Origin of the sequence: uncultured Maricaulis sp. (assembly GCF_963976135.1) — a bacterium.
In the GTDB taxonomy this organism is placed as follows: Bacteria; Pseudomonadota; Alphaproteobacteria; order Caulobacterales; family Maricaulaceae; genus Maricaulis.
In genome coordinates this window covers 34,732-57,986 of the sequence record NZ_CAXBKN010000001.1, presented here as the reverse complement: position 1 = coordinate 57,986, position 23,255 = coordinate 34,732, and the positions used below count along the sequence as shown (strand labels likewise).

Genomic DNA, 23,255 nt, shown 5'->3' with positions numbered 1-23,255 from the left:
GGCGGGATGAGGGTGACCAGGCTGCGGTCAGGGCGCCGGAAAGTGTGCGAGCAGGCAGGCTAAGTCAACCGACAGGCGGCTTTTGGCCTGAAACAGCGACGCGTTTATCGTCCGGGGGCGACTGTGTAGCAGGGCTCATTGCGGGCGCCGAGCTCGGCACAGGCATGCGCCGCTTCATCGGCCGTGAGTGATTCGAAGCGCGCCCGCCACAGGCGATTGCCATCGATTTCGACAGCCCGCGCTGCCGGTTGAGCAAGCCTGAGGTAGGGGGAGGCGGGCGTTACGCGATCGAGCCGCTCGCGCGCCGCCTCTGCCGAATTATAGGCCCCAACCTGCACTGACCAGGCACCGCGCAGCAGCGGTGCCTCGACCTGTGTGTCCGTGGTGGCCGGGCGGATATCGGCGAGTTCGGAACTCTCATCGGCCAGCACGATACGCAGTGGCGGTGCGGCTTGCGCCGACCCCATTTCCGACGGCGCGGCGAGGCCGAGGGCTGCGACGTCCATTGCGATCAGTGCCTGCTGGCGGATTGGATTGATGCGCGGTGAGGAAAGGGCCGCAAACAACAGGCGGTCGTCGCGCTGTTCCAGCGTCGAGAATGCGGCGTCGAGCAATTCCTCGGCATGGGCATCGCGGGACGCCGCTGTCGGGCCGCCCATAATGACGGCGATCAACCGGTGTTCACCCCGTTCGGCCGACACCACGACATTGAAACCGGAGGCGCGGATATAGCCGGTCTTTAATCCGTCAACGCCATCAACGCGGCCGACCAGTGTATTGTGATTGCGGTAGGTGCGGCCATCCCAGACAAAACGGGTCTCATTGAAATAGTGGAAATACTGCGGGAAGTCGCGCTGCAGGGCGATGGCGAGCCGCGCCATGTCGCGCGCGGTTGTCACCTGGCGGCTATCGGGCAGGCCGGAGGCATTGCGGAATGTGGTGCCGGGCAGGCCCAATTCGTGTGCCCGTGCGGTCATGGCCGCGGCAAAGCCGCTTTCGGTGCCGCCGAGGCGCTCGCCAACCGCGACGGCAACATCATTGGCGCTGCGAACGACCAGCGCCCGGATCGCCTCCTCGGTGGAAATCGTCGAGCCAATCGGCAGATCGAGCCGCGAGGGCGGCGCATTGGCGGCATCGGCCGAAATCCGGATCGGGTCGCCAAGCCCGATTTCACCGGCCTCCATCGCCTGAAACAGCATATAGAGCGTCATCATCTTGGTCAGCGAGGCGGGATGACGTGTCGCTTCCGACTGGCGCGAGTGCAGCACCACCCCTGTCGTCTGATCGACAACAAAGGCGGCATAGCGCGACGTGTCGGCGCGGGCCGGCGAGAGCGGGGCCAGCAGGGTCAGCGCGAGCATGAGGGCTGCGGCAAGTCGGGGGGCGTGCGAGGTCATTCGGGCAGTCTCGTCCGCACAGAGTTTCCACTCGGTTAAGGGCTGCCAGGCATGGCAAAAACGAAAATGGTGCACTGCACAATAATTCGCTTGACGCCGGGCAGGTCCGGGGTTAGATATGTTGCGACTGCGAAGAGCCAATGCAGCAATTCAAGAAGTGAACCATGACCGACACACGCATCAAATCCGATGAAGCCCCTGCAATCGCTGCTGACGCGAAAGCACCGGTTGTTGTTGCAGCCGCGCCGAAAGCCGCGCAGCCGGCTGTTGTCGAGAAATCTGCGGCTTCCGCGAAGCCCCTGGCTGCCAAGCCAGCGGCGCGCACCAAGCCTGCTGCCACGGCGCAGGCCGCAAAAAAGAAAAACGCCGCCAGCAAGCCTGCTGCGGCGAAAAAGCCAAAACTGGCCGCCAGCAAGCCCGCTGCGTCGACCAAACAGAAACCGGCCACCAGCAAGCCCGCTGTGAAGGCCCAGACAAAAACGAGCAAACTCATGAATAATTCCATCGAATCCATGACCGCCGCGACCAATGAGACCTTCAAGGAAGGTTTCGAGAAGACGCTGAGCGCCGTCAATGAAGCCTCGGCCTTCCACAAAGACACGGTCGAAGCTGTCATCGAGTCCGCCACTGTGACCGGCAAGGGTCTTGAGACGGTCGGCACCAATGCCGCTGCCTACGCCAAAACGGCGATGGAAGAGGGCGTTGCCGCCACGAAGGCCCTGTCTTCCGCCAAGTCGATGCAGGAAATCTTCGAGATCCAGTCCAACTACGCCAAGTCGGCGATGGGCAGCTATCTTGCCGAGCTCAACAAGACCACCGAACTCTTTTCCGGCCTGGTCAAGGATGGCGCGAAGCCTTTGAACACCCGCTTCGCCGCCGTTGCCGAGCTGGCTCAGTCGCAGCGCTAAACGCCGCAGACTGACAATTTTCTCCCCGCCTGGGCCCGGTGTTCTGCACCGGGCCCTTTCTTTTTGGGGTTCGCATCCCCAGATTCATCAGGTCGAACCGAGAATCGCAAGCACGCCAAAACCCGGATTGCTGGTGGCAAACCCTTTCCTAAGGGGCCGACGCCGCCTATCCTTGACCTGAAATCACCCTGACTGTCTTTCGAATCTGATTTTAATATGACCGAACGAAAACAAGATGATGCAGGGAATGAGGAGGAGCATGGCCTCGCTCTGAAGACGCGGCCAGCGACCAAGAAACCTTCGCTTTACCGTGTTCTGCTACTCAATGATGACTATACGCCCATGGAATTTGTTGTGGAGGTCCTGGTTCGGATCTTTCGCAAATCCCCCGAGGATGCAGCGACGATCATGCTGCATGTCCACCAGAACGGTGTCGGAATGTGCGGCGTGTACACATATGAGGTTGCCGAAACAAAGGTAGCCCAGGTTATGGACGCCGCACGACGGGCTCAACATCCGCTCCAGTGCACGATGGAAAAGGAATAGAGTGGTGCCCTCTTTCTCAGCCGATCTGGAAGACAGCCTTCACCGTGCTTTGGGTTATGCCAATGAGCGTGGTCATGAATTTGCGACGCTGGAGCATTTATTGCTCTCGCTCGTGGATGATGGCGATGCCAATGCGGTGATGAAGGCTTGCGACGTCGATCTCGACGAGTTGCGCGCCACCCTGGTGGAATACGTCGATAATGAGCTCTCCGAACTGGTCGTTGATGACGAGGAAGATGCCAAGCCGACGGCTGGCTTCCAACGCGTCATCCAGCGCGCCGTGATCCATGTCCAAAACGCCGGGCGAGAGGAAGTCACCGGGGCGAATGTCCTGGTCGCGCTGTTCGCCGAGCGTGAAAGCCACGCCGCCTATTTTCTCGCCGAGCGCGATATGACGCGCTACGACGCGGTGAATTTCATTTCTCACGGTATCGGCCGCAAGCCCGGTGCCGCCGAGCAGAAAGTCGTGCGCGGCATCGAGGAACCCGAGGAAAAGCGCAAGGATGGCGATGCGCTGACCGCCTATTGCGTCAATCTCAATGAGAAGGCGAAAGCCGGCAAGGTCGACCCGTTGATCGGCCGTGATGCCGAAGTCGAGCGCTGTATCCAGGTGCTGGCTCGGCGCCGCAAGAATAATCCGCTTCTCGTCGGCGACCCCGGCGTGGGCAAGACCGCCATCGCGGAAGGTATAGCCCGCAAGATCGTCGAGAATGAAGTTCCCGACGTGCTGGCCAATGCGACTATCTATTCCCTCGACATGGGCGCACTCCTGGCGGGCACCCGCTATCGCGGTGATTTCGAGGAACGCATCAAGCAGGTCGTCAAGGAATTGGAGGAGACCGAGGATTCGGTACTCTTTATCGACGAGATCCACACCGTAATCGGTGCAGGAGCGACCTCGGGCGGCGCCATGGATGCATCAAACCTGCTCAAGCCCGCCTTGCAGGGCGGTCTGCGCTGCATGGGTTCAACCACCTATAAGGAATACCGTCAGCATTTCGAGAAGGATCGGGCCCTGGCCCGTCGCTTCCAGAAGATTGACGTCGCCGAGCCATCCGTGCCGGATACGATCAAAATCCTGCAGGGGCTGAAATCCTATTTCGAGGACTTCCATGATGTGCGCTTCACCAATGAAGCGTTGAAGACCGCTGTCGAGCTCTCCTCGCGCTATATGGGCGACCGCAAATTGCCCGACAAGGCGATCGACGTGATCGATGAGGCCGGGGCGCAAATGCGTCTGATGCCAGCGTCGAAGCGCAAGAAGACGATCGGCGTCAAGGAAGTCGAAGGCGTGGTTGCGACCATGGCCCGCATTCCCCCGAAGTCCGTCTCCAAGGACGACACCCAGGTACTCAAGAACCTGCCCGTCGATCTGGGCCGGGTCGTGTTCGGCCAGCAGGATGCGATTGACCGTCTCTCGACGGCGATCAAGCTCTCCCGTGCCGGCCTGCGCGAGCCCAACAAGCCGATCGGCAGCTATCTCTTCTCCGGACCGACCGGCGTCGGCAAGACCGAAGTGACCAAACAGCTGGCCGATATTCTCGGCGTTGAACTTCTGCGCTTTGACATGTCCGAATACATGGAACGCCATGCTGTCTCACGCCTGATTGGTGCGCCTCCGGGTTATGTCGGCTTCGACCAGGGCGGCATGCTCACAGACGGCGTCGACCAGCATCCCCATTGCGTCCTGCTGCTCGACGAAATCGAGAAGGCGCACCCTGACTTGTTCAATATCTTGTTGCAGGTCATGGACAACGGCACGCTGACTGACAGTAATGGCAAGAAGGTCGATTTCCGCAATGTCATCCTGGTGATGACGACCAATGCGGGCGCCGCTGATGCTGCCAAGGAAGCCATCGGCTTCGGGCGTGGCAAGAAGGATGACGAGGCCGACAAGGCCGTCGAACGTCTGTTCACGCCGGAATTCCGCAACCGCCTGGATGCGGTCATTCCCTTCGCACCGCTCGGGCCGGAATCGATCAGCCGTGTCGTCGAGAAATTCGTGCTGCAACTGGAAGCCCAGCTCACCGATCGCGGCGTGACCTTCGAACTGACCCCGGACGCCACCGCCTGGCTTGCCGAGCGCGGCTATGACAGCCGCTTCGGTGCCCGTCCGCTTGGCCGCGTCATCCAGGAGCATATCAAGAAGCCCCTGGCCGACGAGATCCTGTTCGGCGAACTCGCCAAGGGCGGCCTGGTCAAGGTCGATATCGATCCGGCCGATGATAGCCGTCTCGACTTCCACATCACCCCGGGTGACCGCCTGCTGCCGCGCAATGCGAAAGCCGGCAAGAAGGGCAAGAAGGAAGCGGTCTAGACCTCAGTCTTCACGCTCTGAAGAACAGAAAACGGCGCTCCGACGGGGCGCCGTTTTTCGTGTGGGGGTGAATGTTGGGGTGCGCCGCCGGCAGCTTCCGGCGCGCAGGCCTCAGGCCGGTGCCGGTTTTGGTTGCGAGGTGCTGGCCACACCATCGGCTCGCCAGGCACGCGGCGTCATGCCCGTATCGGCCTTGAAGGCCCGGTTGAACGGGCCGAGCGAGGCGAATCCACTATCCAGGGCAATCAGCAGGATGGATCGGCTGGCCTCGCGCGGATCGCGCAGCAGGGCCTTGGCATGTTCGACTCTCAATGCGTTGACGTAGCGATTGAAATTGGGTTGCTGCAAGCCGGCCGTAATCGCGCGCGTCACCTTGTAGTCAGGGGTTTGCAGGCTGCGTGCGAGGTCGGCGACCTTCAGTTCGGGCTCCAGATAGGGTGTTTCATCGCGCATCAACCGCTCCAGCCGGGCGGCAAGGGCATGTTCCTCTGCCGTGGCGGCGGGCTTTTCGGCGGTCGCCGGCAGGAGCGGGTAGCGCAGCCGGAAGGCGACAGCCACCGAGGCGACCGCCAGGACCGCCAGGGCGCTGCAGGCTTCGAGCAGGCGGGCCGCTGCTGCCGCGGCGGCATCGGGTTCGGGATAGACCGTGCAGGCGGTGACGCACAGGCCGATGATCGCCAGATAGAGATATCGCAGCTGGATTTCGTTGCGATGGCTGCGGTCCGGCCAGCCCTGGATGCCTTCCCAGAAGGACAGCACCATGACGGTGGAGCTGACCAGCGTGACAAATTGCCAGATCCCCGTATGCAGGCCCGCCAACCCGTCCGGGTCGATCAGGGCGGGCAGGGTAATGTCGACGGCAATCCCGGTCATCACCGCGGCGACCAGGAGGAGGTGGTGCAGCTTGATCGGATTGCCGGGCCTGAAGAGGCAGCGCGCAACCAGCCAGAAACCGCCGCACGTCGCCCCCGATGCGATTCGCATCAGGTTTGAGAGCCATTCAGGCGAGATCGGCAGCGCATAGCGCAGCATGGTCAGGGAAATCGCGCCGCAGAACACCGCCCAGTAGATGTGCAGGGCGCGTTTGTTCGGCCGGGTCAGGGTGACGATCAGCGCGATCGCCGCCGAGGCAGCCACGACGAGCCGGACTGTGGTGGTGATCAGTGCGACGTCCATCGGCAAATCCCCTGCGCTCAAGCGTCCATACTGGCTTGGAGTGGGACGCGATTGCAACCCCGCACCGGATTGCAGCCGGCAGCCGAAAAACTGTCGCCGATTTCCAAATCGGCAAGACCTCGGGGTGCCCGGCGACGCATTTCATCCATGCCAGGGGGCGATGGGCGAGGCTGAGGCCGGTCTTGCCGGACAATGGATAAATGAGGCTGGAGCCAGTCTCGTTGAAAAATGGGTCAATCATGAGTGATATTTTGCAAACACCATCTCGCACGCGCTTCGATGCCGGCGGGCTGCTCAGGGGAGCGGGCCTGGCCTGGTTCCTGGTCGCTGCGGCCGGTCAATGGACCTTCGTCTGGTATATTCTCAATGTTTATGGCGTCACCACCGCCGCTGGTAATCCCCAGGACTGGAACGAGACCGGCCTGATGGTCGGTTATGTGGATGGCGACTGGTTCGGCAATCTGATGTTTGGCGTCCATGTCCTGCTGGCGGCGGTCATCACCATGGGCGGGACGCTGCAGTTGGTTCCGGTGCTGCGAAAGCGTTTGCCGGCCCTGCATCGCTGGAATGGTCGTATCTTTGTGGTTATCGCCGTTGTCCTGGCGGTTGGCGGTCTGTGGATGACCTGGTTGCGCGAGGCCCGGCTGAGTGATCTCGGGGCGCTCGGCGTGAGCCTCAACGGCATCCTGATCCTGATCGCCGCGCCGATCGCCCTGCGCCTGGCGATGAAGCGCCGGATTGACCAGCACCGGCGCTGGGCGATGCGGCTCTTCATTCTGGTCAATGGCGTCTGGTTCTTCCGCATCGGCTTCATGGCCTGGATCATCATCATGCAGGGCCCGGTCGGATCGACCCGGCAACTCGATGGCCCCTTCGATCTGACGCTGGCCTTCGCCTGCTATCTCCTGCCCCTGGCCGTGCTGGAACTGTATTTCCGGGCCGGGCGCGCGCAATCGGCGGCCCCCAAACTGGCTGTGGCGGGCCTGGTTCTGCTGCTGACGCTGGTCACGGCGGTCGGGATTTTCGGCGCCTGGATGTTCATGTGGAGTCCGCATTTATAGGGCCGGAGGACGGCGTCTGTGCACAATGGCGCGGCGGCCCTGTTTGATCATGGTCACGCGTGCTAGTCGGGGAGGGGTGCCAGACTGACCTCGCACCTCTGCCTCGCGTGTCCCATGACCTCATCCCCTCAATCCATCCTCAAATCCGTTTTCGGCTTCCCCGAATTCCGGCCCGGCCAGCTGCCCATCGTCGAGCGCCTGCTGGCGGGGACGCATACGCTGTGTGTGATGCCGACCGGGGCCGGTAAATCGCTGTGCTACCAGGTGCCGGCCTTGATGCTGGAGCGGCCGTCAATCATTGTCTCGCCGCTTGTGGCCTTGATGGATGACCAGATTGCCGGGCTGGCGGCCAATGGTGTGATGGCGGCAGCAATCCATTCCGGGCGTGATCGCGAACAGAATGTCGCTGCCTGGCGGACCTTCCAGTCGGGCGAGGCAAAACTGCTTTACCTCTCGCCGGAGCGGCTGATGACCGGGCGCATGCTCGAGGCGCTCAAACCGGTGGATCCGGGTCTGTTCGTGGTCGATGAGGCGCATTGTATTTCCAAATGGGGTGCGAGCTTTCGGCCGGAATACGAGCAACTCTCCCAGCTCAAACATCATTTCCCGAACGCGACCCTGGCCGCTTTCACCGCCACCGCTGACAGCGCCACGCGCACCGATATCGCCGAGAAACTGTTTGGCGGTGAGGGCGATACGGTGGTGCGCGGCTTTGACCGCCCCAATCTCAATCTCGCGGTCTTGCCCAAGGCCCAGTGGAAGCCGCAATTGCTCGGTTTTCTCACCGAGCGCCGGACACAGTCGGGCATCGTCTACTGCCTGTCGCGCAAGCTGACCGAAGAGGTCGCCGCGATGCTGAAGGGGGAGGGCTATCGCGCCCTGTCCTATCATGCGGGGATGTCGCCGGAGCAGCGGCGCGAAAACCAGGAAATCTTCATGGCCGAGGAGGCCGTGATCATGGTGGCGACGATCGCTTTCGGGATGGGTATCGACAAGCCGGATATCCGCTATGTCTTCCATCTCAACATGCCAGGCTCGATGGAGGCCTATTACCAGGAGATCGGCCGTGCCGGCCGCGATGGTGCGCCAGCCGATGCGATGATGCTCTACGGTCTCGGCGATGCCAGCCTGCGCCGGCGTTTCATCGACAATGATGGCGAAGATGATGCGCACAAGCGGCGCGAACACCAGCGCCTCGATGCGCTATTATCCTATTGCGAGGCGACCCAGTGCCGGCGCATCACGCTCTTGTCCTATTTCGGCGAGCCGGGCTCAAAACCGTGCGGCAATTGCGATATCTGCCTCGACCCGCCGGTCCTGCTTGACGGCACGCGCGAGGCGCAAATGCTGTTCTCGGCGATCGTGCGCACCGGTCAGGCCTTTGGTGCCGGCCACATCATTGATGTGCTCAGGGGTGGTGATACCGACAAGATCCGCGCGCGCGGCCATGACGCCTTGCCGACCTGGGGCGTTGGCAAGGACAAGCCCAAACCCTTCTGGCAGGGTCTGGTCCGCCAGGCCGTGGCGGGCGGCTATCTCGTGGTCGATATCGATCAATATGGCGGTCTCAAACTCACCGCGCGTGGTGAGGCCGTACTCAAGGGGCGCGAGACTTTCGAACTACGTGAAATCGTCCCGGCCAAGGGCGAGAAGAAGCCGCGCCGCAGCGCCGTCAGCAAGGCCGCCGAGGCCGATGTCGATGCCGGATTGCTCGCCGCACTCAAGGCTTTGCGCCGCGATCTCGCCGCCGAGCGCAATGTCCCGGCCTATGTGATCTTCTCCGATGCGACCCTGATCGACATGTGCCATCTGCGGCCGGACAATCTGGAACAGATGGCCGCGGTCAATGGTGTCGGCCCGAAAAAGCTCGCCGATCTCGGTGAGGCTTTCCTGGCGGTAATCCAAGAGCAGGCCGGGGCCTAGTCCAGAAACGAGGCGATCTTCCTGGCCTGCGCTTCCAGCTCGGCCATATCGGCCTTGCCGCCGGCATGCATCGCCATCTGGGCGCCATCGCTGCGCGGAATGATGTGAAAATGGACATGAAACACCGTCTGGCCGGCCGGGGCGCCATTGAGCTGGGCAATCATGATCCCGTCCGGCGCCAGCGCCGCCTTGACCGCATTGCCGATCTTCTTGACCCGCAACATGGCTGCCGCGAGGGCGTCATCCGACAGCTCCAGCGCGTTGCGCGCCGCTTCCTTGGGTACGACGAGCACATGGCCGGGCGCCTGCGGGAAAATATCCATGAAGGAGAGCACGGCCTCGTCTTCATAGACTTTCACGCAGGGCAGCTCGCCGCGCAGGATCTTGGCGAAGATATTGTCCGGGTCATAGCTGCCGTTCAGGCTCATGGCGTGTCTCCTGCTTGAATATTGAAACTAGTGGAGGCGGCACTCGAAGACCAGCCTCTGCAGCCTGTGGCGGTGAGATCGCTGTTCGGCGCCAGCGAGAATCTCGCGGCCCGATCTCGACCAGGATTACTCGGTATCCCAGTAACGCCGCCGGCGGAAAAGCGCCCGCACCCCGGCGACCAGACGCCTCATCCAGTCCGCGCCTGGCCCTGCATCCGCGATTGGCTCTTCGCCGAGTTCTTCCACAGTGAAGGGGGTGATGGCCGGCGCATCGAGATTGATTTGGCAGGCGCCGCAGCGCCGCTTGTCGCTTTTCAAAGGAATAAAGCAACCCAGCAAGATCATGATGATCATCGCCAGAATCCGTTTGCGCTGCCGCGTCTCGCCGGCACAGACCGGACAGGGGTAGAGCGGCGGATATACGCTGGCGCGGGCCCGCTCCATGATTTCGATGGCTTCGGCCTGGCAGGCGGGCGGTATCAGAATGCGGGTGCGGCAGGCTCCGAATTCGAGGCTCGGATAGGCATGGTGCATATGAATGTCGGCGAGTGCCGCCGGAATGCCTGCCGCCTCGAGTGCCGTGACCGCGACGCGGGCATGGCTATACCAGGGTGAGAGCTGAGGGGCAGGGATTTGCTTCATCAATCCAGAGCTTTAAACGGGCTCTCTTCATCCAGCAAGGCGATATCGGCCAGCATCGCCGGGCGCTCGCGCTCCAGATAATCGGCGACGGCGGCGCGAAAACCCTCATGGGCGATCCAGTGGGCCGAATAGACCGGTTGCGGGCGATAGCCGCGTGCCAGCTTGTGCTCGCCCTGGGCACCGGCTTCGACACGGTCGAGCCCGAGCCGGATCGCGACCTCGATCGCCTGATGGTAGCAGAGCTCGAAATGCAGGTGAGGGTGCTCCTCCAGCAGGCCCCAATAGCGGCCATAGAGGGCATTGGAGCCGATGAAATTGAGCGCGGCAGCGATGTGGCGCCCGTCCTTCCTGGCCAGCACCAGCAGGACCCGGTCGGCCATGCGCTGGTGGATCAGCTCAAAAAACTCGCGATTGAGATAGGGGCGGCCCCATTTGCGCGCGCCGGTGTCCTGGTAACAGGCGAAGAAGACGTCCCAATGCTCCGACCTCAGATCGGCACCCGTGAGGTGTTCGATCTCAAGCCCGGCCTGGGCCGAGGCGCGCTCCTTGCGCAGCGCCTTGCGTTTGCGCGATGAAAGCGCGCCCAGAAAATCGTCATAACTGGCATAACCGCGATTGGACCAGATGAATTGCCGGTCGATGCGTTGCAGCAGGCCGGCCTCGCCCAGCTCGGACCAGTCTGCGGGCGTGGGAAAATTGACATGCCAGCTCGACACGCCCCATTGGCGCACGGCTTCGGTCATGCCGTTCACAAGTGCGTGGCGAACCGCGCGGTCTGTCGCCAGGATCCGACGCCCGGTCACGGGAGAGAAGGGAATGGCGGTCAGGAGTTTGGGGTAATAGCGCCCGCCAGCCCGCTCGAAACTCTCCGCCCAGCCATGGTCGAAGACATATTCGCCCTGGCTGTGGAATTTGAGGTAGAGGGGCAGGGCACCCTTGAGCGCCCCGGTCGCATCGCGGGCCAGGAGATGGTGCGGCGCCCAGCCGCTATCACCGCCGACACAGCCGCTTTCCTCAAGCGCCTGGAGGAAGTCCCAGCTCAGGAAGGGATCATATTCCGCGCCGTCAGGATTGGCGATGCCATCCCAGGCTTCCGGCGCGATGTCGGTCAGGCTTTCGACAGCCGCCAGGGTCAGCGATGATGGTGTCTGCGCCGCGTCGGCCTGTCCATTTGTATCCATTGCTCAGCGCAGATTGACGCGCCGCTGGCGGCGTTGATCGGCGGCGAGCGGGGCGCTGATCGTTTCGATCTCGGTGGCCCGCATCCAGGCCGGCGTGCCCTGGTCCAGCGCGGTACGCGCCCGTCCGGCGAACATCATCGCCCGATCGGCATCACCGGTCGCGAAAGCCTGTTCGGCCACGGCCAGCTGGGCCAGCGCCGTATCGCCTTTGCGTTCATGCACGATTGAGAGCTGATACCAGGCAAAGGCATTGTCCGGCTCGATATCGAGGGCGACCTGAAGGTGGCCTTCGGCCTCATCGAGGAGGCTGTCATCGTCGGCGGCGATCATTGAAATCGCCAGATTCAGCCTCAGCAGCGGTGCCGTCGGCTCCAGCTCGACCGAACGGGCATGGTAGGGGATCGACTCCCGGATATGACCGGTCTCGAACAACATCTGCCCGTAGAGTTCCTGGAAATAGGGGTTGTCCGGCTCCTCGGCAATCAGGCTCCCGATTTCCACGCGCGCCTCGTCCAGCCGCGCTACCCGGAAATAGGCGACGGCCCGGGCATAGCGTGCCGGCAGGCTCTGATCGGTCCGCGGATAACGGTAAAGCACGAATTCCGGCTCGGTCAGGAAGCCGTAAATCTTGCCCTGCAAGCGTCGCAGCTCGGCGATCTCCTCGGGTGTGTCATCGACATTCGCGTGCGCCGCGGCATCGGCATTATTGCGCAGGATGGAAATGCGTTCGGAGGAAAGCGGGTGGGAGCGGAAATAGGGGAAGCGCCGCGCATTCGACATCACTTCCTGGTAGCGGAAGCGCTCGAAGAACTCGACCAGACCTTCCGAGGACTGCCCGCTGGCTTCCAGATACTGCAGCGCAGCCTGGTCGGCCGAGGCTTCCTGGGCGCGGCTATAAGTCATGAATGAGAGGGCGCCGAATTGCTGGCTGGACGCCATCAGGGCACCCGCGGCACCGCCTTCGCCCGCAAAGGCGGCGAGCAGGCCAAGTCCGAGCGAGATGAACATCGGCACTTGTGCCGCGCCAACCCCGTCACCGACCCTTGCCAGGTGGGCACCTGCGATATGGCCGGTTTCGTGGGCGATCACGCCTTTGAGCTGATTGGGGGTTTCAGCTTCGATGATGATGCCGGTGTGGAGAAAAATATTCTGGCCACCGGTCACAAAGGCATTAATCGACGGGTCCGCGATGATGTAGAGATCGACATTCGAAGATGTCAGACCGGCCGCGTCGAGCAGCGGGTCGGCATAGTCGCGCAGCATGTGCTCGATCTCGGTATCGCGGATCAGCGACTGGGCCGCGACCGGAGCAATCAGGGCGACCGATGCGAGGCAGGCCGTAACGATGGTTTTCAGAGGTCGCATTCAGCTTCCACTCCCAAGCCCCCGCTTCGGAAAAGCCCTGAACCCTTGCGGGACAGACTTCAATGATATGACCGGCGGGCCGGGCGCTCAACGGAGCCCGGCCCGCTGGCCGTATTACTTGCCGAACAACCCGGTCCGGTTCCACCAGCCGCGCTTGACGGGTTTGGCGGGCTGGGGCTGGGCATCGGCCGTTTCGGCTGCTGTGTCCGCTGCCGGTTCGGCGGCGGCCTCGGCGACCGGGGCTGCTGCAGGCTTTGCAGCCGTGGCACGTTTACGCTTTGGCGCCGGCTTTTCCGTCGCTGCAGCTGCCGCTTCGGCGGCGGGCGCCTCAACTGCAGTCTCGGGTGCGACTTCGGCCTTTTTGCGGCGGGTGCGGGGTTTCGGCTTCTCGGCTTCAACGGGAGTGGCCGCGGCATCAGCCTCGGGCGCCGCGGTCTCGGCGGTCTTGCGTGGGCGGCGGGTGCGGCGCTTGGGCGCTTCATCCGTGGCCGCAGCCACATCGGCTGGCGCGGCAAGAGCCTCAGCGGGAGCCGAATCAGGCACATCGCCGCTGGCCGTCGCTGTGTCGGTGTCCGCCGTCTTGCGGCGGCGAGGCGCGCGCTTACGCACAGGTTTCTCGGCGCCAGCGGCGTCCGGAGCGACCGCTACGGGAGCAAGGTCATCAGCGCCAGCGGTGACCGGTCCGGCATCACCGACCTCCTGGGATGACGCGTCCTCGCCCGGTTGGTCATTGGTCTGACCTTCGGCGCTCTGACCTTCGGTGCGACGGCGCGAGCGTCCACCCCGGCGACCGCGGCGGCGGCGGCGGCGTGGTGAATCGCCATCCTCGGCGGCAGTGGCACCCGGAGCGGGTTCGCCATTTTCCGGTCCGTCTTCATCTTCGGTGGCTTCGCTCGCGCCGGTATCAGCCGTATCGTTCGTGGCCGCGAGTTCTGCAGAGCCCTCCTCGGAAGATCCCTTGCGCCGGCGCCGGCGTCGGCGGCGGCGTGTGCCATCCTCGGCGGTTTCGCCATCGGCAGCATCCGGGCTCGGGCCCGAGGCGGCGTCGCGATTGTTGCGGGAGCGTGAGCGGCCCCGTTCCTGACTTTCGCTTTCAGTGCTTTCCGGCTCGCTGTCTTCCTCGTCCATGACGAGTTCGTCGGCGATATCGGCGGCGTCAGCGATGACGGTCTGGCGTGGAATGACGAATTCCTCGCCCGGTGCCCGCAGCTCGATGGCTTCGATGACGAATTCCGGCGCGATGATCGCGTCATCGGATGCGACCGAAATATTCATCTGGAAGCGCTCTTCGATCGCCAGAAGGTGTTCGCGCTTCTCGTTGAGCATATAAATGGCGATTGAGGTCGGCAGCGAGATACGGACCCGCTTGGCGCGCCCGCGCATGCCTTCTTTTTCAAGGCCGCGCAGGGCAACCAGCGCGCTCGATTCGACCGAGCGGATATAACCGCTTCCCTTACAGTGCGGGCAGGGCTCGGTGGAGCCTTCGATCAGGCTGGTGCGTCGGCGTTGACGGGAAATCTCCATCAGCCCGAACTGGGAAATGCGGCCCATTTGCAGGCGGGCCCGGTCGCGTTTCAGCGCGTCCTTCATCACCTTTTCAACAGCCCGGACATTCTTCGATTCATCCATATCGATGAAGTCGATCACGATCAGGCCGGCCAGGTCGCGCAGACGCATCTGGCGCGCCGCTTCATGGGCGGCTTCGATATTCGTCTTGACGGCGGTGGTTTCGATATTGCGTTCGCGGGTCGAGCGACCGGAATTGACGTCGATCGAGACCAGCGCTTCGGTCGGGTTGATGACGATATAGCCACCGGACTTCAGCGGTGCGATCGGGGAATAGATCGCCTCGAGCTGGGTCTCGACCTGGTGCTGCAGGAAGAGCGGCACGATCTCGTTATAGTGCTGAACCTTCTTGGCATGGCTCGGCATCAGCATGCGCATGAAGGCCTTGGCTTCCTTATAGGCTGCCTCGCCCTCGACCAGCACGCCGTCGATATCCTTGTCATAGAGGTCGCGAATCGCGCGCTTGACGAGATTGCCTTCCTCATAGATCAGCGCCGGAGCGACGGATTTCAGCGTCAGCTCGCGGATATTCTCCCACAGGCGCAGCAGATAATCGGCGTCGCGGCGAATCTCGATCTTGGTGCGCGAGGCACCCGCAGTGCGGATGATCAGGCCAATGCCCTTGGGCAGGTCCAGCTCGCTGACGACGGATTTGAGGCGCTTGCGATCGGTGACATTGGCGATCTTGCGCGAAATACCGCCACCGCGCGGGGTGTTTGGCATCAGGACGCAATAACGGCCGGCCAGCGACAGATAGGTCGTCAGAGCTGCGCCCTTGTTTCCGCGTTCTTCCTTGGCCACCTGGACCAGCAGGATCTGGCGCCGTTTGACGACTTCCTGGATCTTGTATTTGCGGTAGAGCTGGCGGCTGCGGCGAGCGGCTTTTTCTTCCGCGATCTCGTCTTCATCATCGCTGTCATCACCGAAGCTTTCGGGAGCCTCGATCGGCTCACCGGACTCATCGGTCTCGACGGACGGCGCTTCGCTGGCCGCTTCCGCCTCATCGTCGGAATCCGAATCAACGGCGCTGGCTTCCTCGGCAGCGAGGGCGGCGCGATCCTCATAGGGGATTTGATAATAGTCGGGATGGATCTCGTTGAAGGCGAGGAAGCCATGGCGATTGCCGCCATACTCCACGAAGGCGGCCTGGAGCGATGGCTCTACCCGCGTGACTTTCGCGAGATAGATATTGCCGCGAATCGGCCGGCGGGCCGCAGATTCAAAGTCGAAATCCTCAACTTTGGTTCCGTCGACGACTACGACGCGGGTCTCTTCCGGGTGACCTGCATCGATCAGCATTTTCTTTGACATAAAGGGTGTCTCCTGCGCGCACATCCTGACCGCGGGCTTCCGGAAGGAAGGGCGCAGATATCAGGAGCGGCGGGGGCGCGATGGGTGAGCTATGGCCTGGCAGCAAAGATGTAAGCATCAGGCTAGCCTCACGTGTCGGCTGTTTTCAAAAACGCGCCCGGGCCATGGAAATCCATGCGGGCGAGGGCGCGGCGGTCGGGGCCACGGGGGACCAGAAATCTGTCCCGTGGCAAAAGAAGAGCGTGTCGGCACGTCCGGATCGGACGCGGCCTCTTCGCGCCTGGCAAAGTATCGCAACTCCGTTTGGAGTCGAACATCAGCCAAGGCCTTTTCAACATGCAACATTCGGGTCGCTAAGGAAAGCCTTTGTGGCGGTCCGGAAATAAAGGCGCGATTGCATGATTTCATCAACGAAACGTCAAGCTCCACCGGTTAGGGTGCATCAAAAGCCGTGTACAGAATCACGGTATGTGCGATGGTGTGGTGATGCAAGTTCAACGGCTTATTTGGGCATTTCTCGGAAGCCTGCTCGTTAGCGCGGGAGCGTTCGCGGATTCGCAGGTTCGCGATGTGCGTTTCGGCATCGAGGATGACCGGACGCGGATCGTGATCGAGACTTCAGACCCGGCGGATTTCCGCGCGTTCACGCTGGATGGCCCGACCGACCGGCTGGTGGTCGACATGCCGGCCTCCTCCTGGGCTGTTCGCGGACTGGACGCGGGCGAAGGGCTTGGCGCTGGCCTGGTTGGCAATTTTCGCTTCTTCAATAATTCCGCCACGACATCGCGGGTTGTGTTCGAACTGGACGACCCGGCGGTTATCGCGTCGCAATTTGTCCTGGAGCCACCGAATGCCGGGGGGAATTATCGCCTCGTCATCGATCTGGCCCCGGCCAATCCCGGCAATTTCGCCGCCACATCCGGTTTTATCCGGACCGGCGGCATTGAATCCCTGATCGCCGAGCGCGTCGAGGCCGTCTATACGCCGCCGCCATCGCGGGCGCGCCGTGTGCTCGTCATCGATGCCGGCCATGGCGGACGGGATCCCGGATCGATGAGCCCTGGCGGCACACGCGAAAGCGAGGTGGCACTGGAAGCCGCACGCGAACTGCGGCGTCAGCTCGAGGCGACGGGCCGATATGAAGTCTTCATGACCCGCGACCGCGATGTCTATCCGTCCTGGGAAGACCGGGTCGGAGTGATGGTGGAACAACGCGCCGATCTCTTCCTTTCGATCCATGCGGATTCCTCGGCCGATAGCAGCGTCCACGGCACAGCGGTCTATACGCTGAATGACCGGGCCGAGAATCGCGCGCGGCAACGGGCAAACCAAGGTCCCGGGCCGACCGACCAGGCCGACGTCAACAATATTCTCGTCGAACTGGAACTGCGTGAGAAACGCAATCAGTCGACAGCCTTCGCCGAGGTTTTGCTCGAGCATCTCGCAACGGCAGGGCCCCTGCTGCAAAATCCGCATCGTCAGGCGAACCTCTTCGTCCTGCTTGATTCGCGGGTGCCGGCCGTGCTGCTGGAAATGGGTTTCGTGACCAATCGCAATGACGAGGCTAACTTGACCTCGGCGGCCGCGCGCCGCCGCCAGATGGGCGCTGTCGTGAACGGGATTGATGCCTATTTTGCCCGGCGCGGCGATATCGGTTCGCCGCAGGAAAATCCGTCACGGGAATTGCCCGTCCGCTGAATCGGTTTGTGCCTCGGCGCCGGGTGGCCATAATGCCGCCGCGGTGTCGTGATTTTGAGTGCGGACCGTTGGGGCGAGGGTCCAGAGGGCGTCATGAAGATTTTCACATTGCGTAATGTCATGCGTGCAGCCCTGTGGGGCGGGATAGCGGCAGTGGTGCTCGCCGTGGTCGGCTTTATTGCCGTGGCGATCTATGTCGTCCGCGTCACCGATGATCTGCCGGATTACCAGCAATTGGCTGAGTATGAGCCGGCGATCATGAGCCGCGTGCATGCCGGCGACGGCCTGTTGATTGCCGAATATGCCCGGGAACACCGCGTCTTCGTTCCGATCGACAATATACCGCAAAATGTCGTTCACGCCTTCATCTCGGCCGAGGACAAGAATTTCTACGACCATGGCGGGCTCGACTTCCGGGGCATCCTGCGTGCGATGCTGGCCAATGTCGGCCATGTGATCCGCGGCGAAAACCTGGAAGGCGCCTCGACCATTACCCAGCAGGTCGCGAAGAATTTCCTGCTCTCAAGTGAACAGCGCCTCGAGCGCAAGGTGCAGGAAATGGTGCTGACGCGCCGCATCGAGCGCGCTTTTACCAAAGACCAGATTCTCGAGCTTTATCTCAACGAGATCTATTTCGGCCGCCGCTCCTATGGAATCGCGGCTGCGGCCCTGAATTATTTTGGCAAATCGATCGACGAGCTGTCGCTGGAAGAAACCGCCTATCTCTCCGCCGTCGTCAACGGGCCGGCCCTCTTCCATCCAGAACGCCACCCGGAAGCCGCCGTCAACCGGCGCAATTGGGTGCTCTCGCGCATGGCCGCCAATGGCTATGTCACCGAAGAGGAAGCCAGCGAGGCCGCAGCCCGGCCCCTGACCACAGTCGACCGCCTGTCGGGCGCGACCTATACCGCGGCGGAGTATTTCGTCGAGAATGTCCGGCGCGAAGTCTTCTCGATGTATGGCGATGAAGAGCTCTACAATGGCGGCCTGTCGATCCGGACCACGCTGGATACGACTCTGCAGCTGGCCGCGCGCCGGGCCTTGCGCGACGGACTTGAAGTCTATGACCGGCGGCATGGCTATCATGGCGCGCTGACTCAGATCGAGCTTGGCGAGGGTTGGGTGGATCGACTCGCCGAAGTCGACATGCCGCGCGATATGGATGAGGGCTGGATCCCGGCCCTGGTGCTGGCGAGCGGCGATAGCGAGGCGCGCATTGGCCTGCTCAATGGCGAGGAGGGGCGTATTGAACTCTCCGAGCTGAGCTGGGCGCGCGAATCGCTTGGCGATGGTGCCATGGGCCCTGCAATCAGCCGTGCGAGCACCGTGCTCAGCCCCGGTGATGTGATCATTGTCGAGGCCTTGCCCGAAACCGAGGATGAATATGGCCTGCGCCAGGTGCCGGCGATCAATGGCGGCCTGCTGGCGATGGATCCGCATACCGGCCGCGTCCTGGCCATGGTGGGCGGCTATAGCTTCCAGCTGAGCCAGTTCAATCGCGCCACCCAGGCGCGCCGTCAGCCGGGCTCGTCCTTCAAACCTTTCGTCTACGCTGCCGCGCTGGACAATGGCTATACGCCGGCCAGCCTGATCCTCGACGCGCCCTTCGTCGCCTCCGGTGGTCCGGAAGAGCGCTTCTACATGCCGCAGAATTACTCGGAACGTTATTACGGCATGTCGACCCTGCGGCTCGGTCTCGAATTGTCCCGCAATGTCATGACGGTCCGGCTTGCACAGGAAATGGGCATGGATCCGATCGTCGATTACGGCGTGCGCTTCGGCATTTATGACGAGCTTGAGCCGGTGTTGGCGATGGCGCTGGGCTCCGGCGAAACCACGCTCTACCGGCTGGTCTCGGCCTATTCGACCCTGGTCAATGGCGGCCGCCGCGTCGAGCCGACCCTGCTCGACCGGGTTCAGGACCGTTTCGGGGCGACGATTTTCGCCCATGAACAGCTCGAATGCGAAATCTGTGACAATCCAGACTGGCAGGCCGGCCTGGCCGAGCCGGTCTTCCCGGAAACCGGTATTGAAGTCGTCTCCCCCGTGACCGCCTACCAGGTCGTGCACATGCTCGAGGGCGCCGTCGAGCGCGGCACCGGGACAGCCTTGGGCTCGCTCGGCCGGCCACTGGGCGGCAAGACCGGCACCACGAATGATTTCCGCGATGCCTGGTTTGTCGGCTTTGGTCCCGACATTGTCGTCGGTGCCTATATCGGGTTCGACACTCCATACCAGCTGGGCTCGGGCGAAGCAGGTGGCCGCGTTGCCGCGCCGATCGTGCGCGACTTTCTCGCTCAGGCGCTCGAGAACTACCCGGTTGCGCCATTCCGCGTGCCGCCGGGCGTACGCCTGGTGCCGATTGATCGCACGACGGGCGAACCGGGCATTCTCGGCCAGTCGGGCGTGATCCTGGAAGCCTTCCGGCCTGGCACCGAGCCGGCCCGGCATTCCCGTGAGGATGAAAGCGGATTGAGTTTTGCGCGCAATTCGGTGAGCGAAGATCCGATGTCCCAGCTGGCCGCGGAGGCCGAAGACGGTCCCGGCGAGGATGATGAGGAAGACGATCTGGGCGGGCTCTACTAACGCGCCGCTCCAGACGGTCTGCACTGCCCGGCTTGTCGGACCGGTTCGCGGCCTTTATCTCCACTACAGACCCGGTTGACCCAGGAAGGGCCCTTGCCCCATGCGCGCAGACATCCAGAACCTGTCCGATGAAATCCAGCAGGCCGTAGGCCTGCTGAGGAGGCGTCTTTGACTGGGATACAGCCCAGAAAAGACTAGACGAACTGAATGCCAGATCCGAGCACCCCGACTTCTGGAACAATCCCGCCAAGGCGCAGGAATTGATGCGGGAACGCACCCGGCTGGAAGGCGCGATCAACACGGTGATTGAGGCCGAGCAGGAACTCTCCGACAGCGTCGAAATGATCGAGCTGGCCGAGATGGAAGACGATTCCGAGATGGTGGAAGAGGCTGTTGCCGGCCTTGACCGTCTGGCAGAACGCATGCGCCGCGCCCAGCTGGAGACGCTGCTCTCCGGCGAAGCCGACGGCAATGATGCCTTTGTCGAGATTCATTCCGGCGCTGGCGGCACCGAAAGCCAGGACTGGGCTGCCATGCTGGCGCGCATGTATATGCGCTGGGCCAATGCGCAGGGCTATAGCGTCGAGACGATGGAAGAGCAGGCGGGTGAAGAGGCCGGTCTGAAGTCGACGACCATCCTTGTGAAAGGCGAAAATGCCTATGGCTGGCTGAAGACGGAGGCCGGTGTGCACCGTCTGGTGCGGATATCACCCTTCGATTCCAGCGCCCGCCGCCACACCAGTTTTTCCTCGGTCGGTGTCTATCCGCAGATCGATGATGCGATCGAGGTTGATATTGATGAGTCCAAGGTGCGCACCGACACATATCGTGCCTCCGGCGCCGGCGGACAGCACATCAACAAGACCGATTCCGCCGTGCGCCTGACCTATGACATGCCCGGCGAGGAGAAGGCGGTCGTCGTTCAGTGCCAGAATGACCGCTCACAGCACAAGAACCGGTCGCGTGCCTGGGACATGCTGCGCGCGCGGGTCTACGAGATTGAGCTGCAACGCCGCGAGGCCGCGGCCCAGGCGTTGGCAGACAGCAAGAGCGAGATTGGCTGGGGGCACCAGATCCGCTCCTATGTCCTGCAGCCCTATCAGATGGTGAAGGATTTGCGCACCGGCGTGGAGACCTCCGATACGGGTGGTGTGCTGGATGGTGATCTGGATGCCTTCATGGCCGCGGCCCTCGCGGCGCGGGTCGGGGGCGAAGAGGCCGAGTCCTGATTTTGGACAATCCGAAGGGCGTGATCCCGGGGGGATAGGGTATCCAGCTTCTGGACACGAAAAAGCCGGCGGCCCATGGGGCGCCGGCTTCTTCTTTGTCGCGGCAATGGCCGATCAGAGGCTGGATTTATTCGCAGCCAGAGGTGGTTGTTCCACTGATGCCGGCTTGTTCGCTGCCGGTGGACGATTATCCATTTTAGGCGCGCTCGATGTTGCCGGAGCGCTGGATGCGCTCGGTGCCGAGGGAGCGCTCTTTTCGGCAAGCGGATCTGTCGAGTGGCGGCAATGGCCGTCGAAGAAGGCACCGCTTTCGACCGACAGGGCGGCATGGACAATATCGCCCTCAATCCGGGCGGTCGCAGCCAGCTGTACCTGGCGGGCGCGGACGCTGCCGGAGACCTTGCCGCGGATGACGACGGTCTCGGCATAGACTTCGCCGGTGACCACGGCCTCTTCGCCGATGATCAGCGAACCGGCGCGAATATCGCCGTCTACGGTACCATCGAGTTGAACTTCACCTTCGGACACGATCGATCCGGTCAGTACAAGGTCACCCGAGAGGATGGATGGGGCTCTGGATTTCATGGCAGTCCTCTTGGTCGGCATGGTCGACTGTGACATCGAATCGGATGGTGAGACGTCTTTGTTACCCTTGAACATATTGTCCGGCCCTCAATAGGCGCTCAGGATCGATCGCGGACCCTTCGTACCAGATTTCATAATGCAAGTGCGTCGCCGTACTGCGTCCTGTGGAACCCATGCCCCCGACCTGTTGTCCACGCTCGACTGTATCGCCACGCCTTACTGCGATTTCATTCATGTGACCATAACGCGTCACGAACCCGTAGCCATGGTCGATTTCAACACAGCGACCATAGCCGTTACGCCATCCTGCGTAAATGACCCGGCCAGGTCCGGTCGCAACGATGGGTGCACGCCGGTAGGCTGCAAAATCAATGCCGCGATGTTGTGTCGCACGGCGATTAAACGGGTCGAGCCTCACACCGAACGGGCTGGTCCGGCGGTAGGCGGCGTCAACGGGGACGCCCAGTGGGCCCGTTTCGATGAAGCGTTCCAATTCCTCGACCTCCAGCATGCGCGCCGCAACGCGTGTGATGCGGGAGGAGAATTCGGCTTCCAGATCCCAGCCGTCGGAAAACAGCGGGGCGTCATTGATCGGGATATAGGGCCCGCCCTGTTCCTCGCCCGTCTGGCCATTGCTCACGACGTGGTCGATATCCAGGCCGGTCAGCCGCAGGACGGCACGCAGATTTTCCAGCCGTGCCTCGGTGGCGTCCTCGGCCTGTGCGAGGACGGAGTCCTGTTCGCCCATCAGATAGGAAATCTGGTCTTCAGGCGCATCCGACATGGCCGCGATGCTGACCAGGGGATCGCGCGCCATGCGCGGTGTCGGGTCAGCCGGCGTGGCGGCCATCAGAACGCGGTCATCGGCCAGGGCTGGCGAGGGCACCATCTCATTGCCGCTCAATTGTTCGGCAAACTCGACCAGCTGGCTGAGGGTCTCGTGCCGCATCTGGAATTCATAGGCAGCACGATCGAATTCTTCCATCCGCGATTCCATGAAGGAGTAGGCGGTGGCTTCGCTGGCCTGGGCTTCGGCGACCATGCGGTTGAGATTGATGCGTTCGCGTTCGATTGCGGCATCCTTGGCCGCGAGGGCCTGGCCGTGAAAGGCAACGGAAACGGTGGAGTAGCAGAGCCAGCAGGCCAGCACCGCGGCGCTCAGAAGCGCGCTGATCTGGATCGCGGTTGAGATCGCGAAATAGCGAACCTGACCATCACTGCGATGGTAGATCTGCCGGTCCGGAAACCAACGTTGAGCTGTGCCCCACACAGCGAGTTTGAGTCTTGATAACATGCGTTACTTTGCCCAGACTTCCGCTTGCCCCGGTGCCCAAGT

18 protein-coding genes are annotated in these 23,255 nt (G+C 62.5%); 8 read left to right on the top strand and 10 right to left on the bottom strand.

Going from position 1 to position 23,255, the window contains the following annotated elements:
* Positions 1-104 precede the first annotated feature (104 nt).
* Together AAC023_RS00230 and AAC023_RS00225 are read right to left on the bottom strand one after the other, a co-directional pair.
* Positions 105-1,361, bottom strand: coding sequence for a D-alanyl-D-alanine carboxypeptidase (locus AAC023_RS00230; protein ID WP_339736908.1), 1,257 nt, complete (start codon positions 1,359-1,361; stop codon positions 105-107).
* Between the two features lie 148 nt (positions 1,362-1,509).
* A complete protein-coding gene (locus tag AAC023_RS00225) occupies positions 1,510-1,890 on the bottom strand; it encodes a hypothetical protein (RefSeq protein WP_339736906.1) in 381 nt (126 codons plus the stop codon).
* On the opposite strand from AAC023_RS00225, the gene phaP reads away from it, so the two are divergent.
* The 3 genes from phaP (at position 1,889) to clpA (ending at position 5,168) form a co-directional block, all read left to right on the top strand.
* Positions 1,889-2,305 carry a TIGR01841 family phasin gene (phaP, locus tag AAC023_RS00220; RefSeq protein WP_339736904.1) on the top strand — a complete coding sequence of 139 codons (417 nt, stop codon included), beginning with the start codon at positions 1,889-1,891 and terminating at the stop codon, positions 2,303-2,305. The two genes, AAC023_RS00225 and phaP, sit on opposite strands and share 2 nt — an antisense overlap.
* Positions 2,306-2,521: 216 nt before the next feature.
* Positions 2,522-2,851 carry an ATP-dependent Clp protease adapter ClpS gene (gene clpS, locus AAC023_RS00215; RefSeq protein WP_091770902.1) on the top strand — a complete coding sequence of 110 codons (330 nt, stop codon included), beginning with the start codon at positions 2,522-2,524 and terminating at the stop codon, positions 2,849-2,851.
* Between the two features lie 4 nt (positions 2,852-2,855).
* The gene (clpA, locus tag AAC023_RS00210; protein WP_339736901.1) at positions 2,856-5,168 is read left to right on the top strand and encodes an ATP-dependent Clp protease ATP-binding subunit ClpA; all 2,313 of its coding nucleotides are present in this window, start codon (positions 2,856-2,858) and stop codon (positions 5,166-5,168) included.
* Between the two features lie 111 nt (positions 5,169-5,279).
* Here clpA and AAC023_RS00205 read toward each other — a convergent pair whose 3' ends face one another.
* Positions 5,280-6,344: an AraC family transcriptional regulator gene (locus AAC023_RS00205; RefSeq protein WP_339736899.1), complete on the bottom strand. Its 1,065-nt coding sequence runs from the start codon at positions 6,342-6,344 to the stop codon at positions 5,280-5,282.
* Positions 6,345-6,583: 239 nt separating this feature from the next.
* Here AAC023_RS00205 and AAC023_RS00200 point away from each other — a divergent pair, with 239 nt between their 5' ends.
* Positions 6,584-7,405 (top strand): DUF2306 domain-containing protein, encoded by an 822-nt coding sequence (locus tag AAC023_RS00200; protein ID WP_339736897.1) that lies wholly within the window; start codon positions 6,584-6,586, stop codon positions 7,403-7,405.
* A 114-nt stretch (positions 7,406-7,519) separates the two neighbouring features.
* Positions 7,520-9,328, top strand: coding sequence for a DNA helicase RecQ (recQ, locus tag AAC023_RS00195; RefSeq protein ID WP_339736895.1), 1,809 nt, complete (start codon positions 7,520-7,522; stop codon positions 9,326-9,328).
* Here the strand turns inward: recQ and AAC023_RS00190 are convergent.
* From AAC023_RS00190 to AAC023_RS00170, 5 genes are all read right to left on the bottom strand, one after another.
* Positions 9,325-9,756, bottom strand: a complete 432-nt coding sequence (locus AAC023_RS00190; RefSeq protein ID WP_339736893.1) for an HIT family protein — start codon at positions 9,754-9,756, stop codon at positions 9,325-9,327. The genes recQ and AAC023_RS00190 overlap by 4 nt on opposite strands.
* Positions 9,757-9,882: 126 nt before the next feature.
* A complete protein-coding gene (locus tag AAC023_RS00185; RefSeq protein WP_339736892.1) occupies positions 9,883-10,398 on the bottom strand; it encodes a hypothetical protein in 516 nt (171 codons plus the stop codon).
* Positions 10,398-11,579 carry a GNAT family N-acetyltransferase gene (locus tag AAC023_RS00180; RefSeq protein WP_339736891.1) on the bottom strand — a complete coding sequence of 394 codons (1,182 nt, stop codon included), beginning with the start codon at positions 11,577-11,579 and terminating at the stop codon, positions 10,398-10,400. Before AAC023_RS00180 ends, AAC023_RS00185 begins: the two co-directional genes overlap by 1 nt.
* Before the next feature lie 3 nt (positions 11,580-11,582).
* On the bottom strand, positions 11,583-12,944 hold the full coding sequence (locus tag AAC023_RS00175; protein WP_339736889.1) for a M48 family metalloprotease: 1,362 nt from the start codon (positions 12,942-12,944) through the stop codon (positions 11,583-11,585).
* Positions 12,945-13,058: 114 nt separating this feature from the next.
* Complete coding sequence (locus AAC023_RS00170) at positions 13,059-15,821, bottom strand: Rne/Rng family ribonuclease (protein ID WP_339736887.1); 2,763 nt, start codon at positions 15,819-15,821, stop codon at positions 13,059-13,061.
* A 570-nt stretch (positions 15,822-16,391) separates the two neighbouring features.
* Here AAC023_RS00170 and AAC023_RS00165 point away from each other — a divergent pair.
* The 3 genes from AAC023_RS00165 (at position 16,392) to prfB (ending at position 21,334) form a co-directional block, all read left to right on the top strand.
* Positions 16,392-17,519 carry an N-acetylmuramoyl-L-alanine amidase gene (locus AAC023_RS00165; RefSeq protein ID WP_339736885.1) on the top strand — a complete coding sequence of 376 codons (1,128 nt, stop codon included), beginning with the start codon at positions 16,392-16,394 and terminating at the stop codon, positions 17,517-17,519.
* 93 nt (positions 17,520-17,612) lie between these two features.
* Positions 17,613-20,105 (top strand): penicillin-binding protein 1A, encoded by a 2,493-nt coding sequence (locus AAC023_RS00160; RefSeq protein WP_339736883.1) that lies wholly within the window; start codon positions 17,613-17,615, stop codon positions 20,103-20,105.
* A 100-nt stretch (positions 20,106-20,205) separates the two neighbouring features.
* Positions 20,206-21,334 (top strand): peptide chain release factor 2 gene (prfB, locus tag AAC023_RS00155; protein WP_339736881.1). Its coding sequence is split into 2 segments (ribosomal slippage): positions 20,206-20,274 and positions 20,276-21,334, totalling 1,128 coding nucleotides; the frame shifts between segments, so codons are not numbered across the junction.
* Between the two features lie 114 nt (positions 21,335-21,448).
* On the opposite strand, the gene AAC023_RS00150 is transcribed toward prfB, so the two are convergent.
* Both AAC023_RS00150 and AAC023_RS00145 read right to left on the bottom strand, forming a co-directional pair.
* Entirely contained in the window at positions 21,449-21,919 is a 471-nt protein-coding gene (locus tag AAC023_RS00150; RefSeq protein ID WP_339736879.1) for a polymer-forming cytoskeletal protein, read from the bottom strand.
* Positions 21,920-21,980: 61 nt separating this feature from the next.
* Positions 21,981-23,213 carry a peptidoglycan DD-metalloendopeptidase family protein gene (locus AAC023_RS00145; RefSeq protein WP_339736877.1) on the bottom strand — a complete coding sequence of 411 codons (1,233 nt, stop codon included), beginning with the start codon at positions 23,211-23,213 and terminating at the stop codon, positions 21,981-21,983.
* Positions 23,214-23,255: the final 42 nt, after the last annotated feature.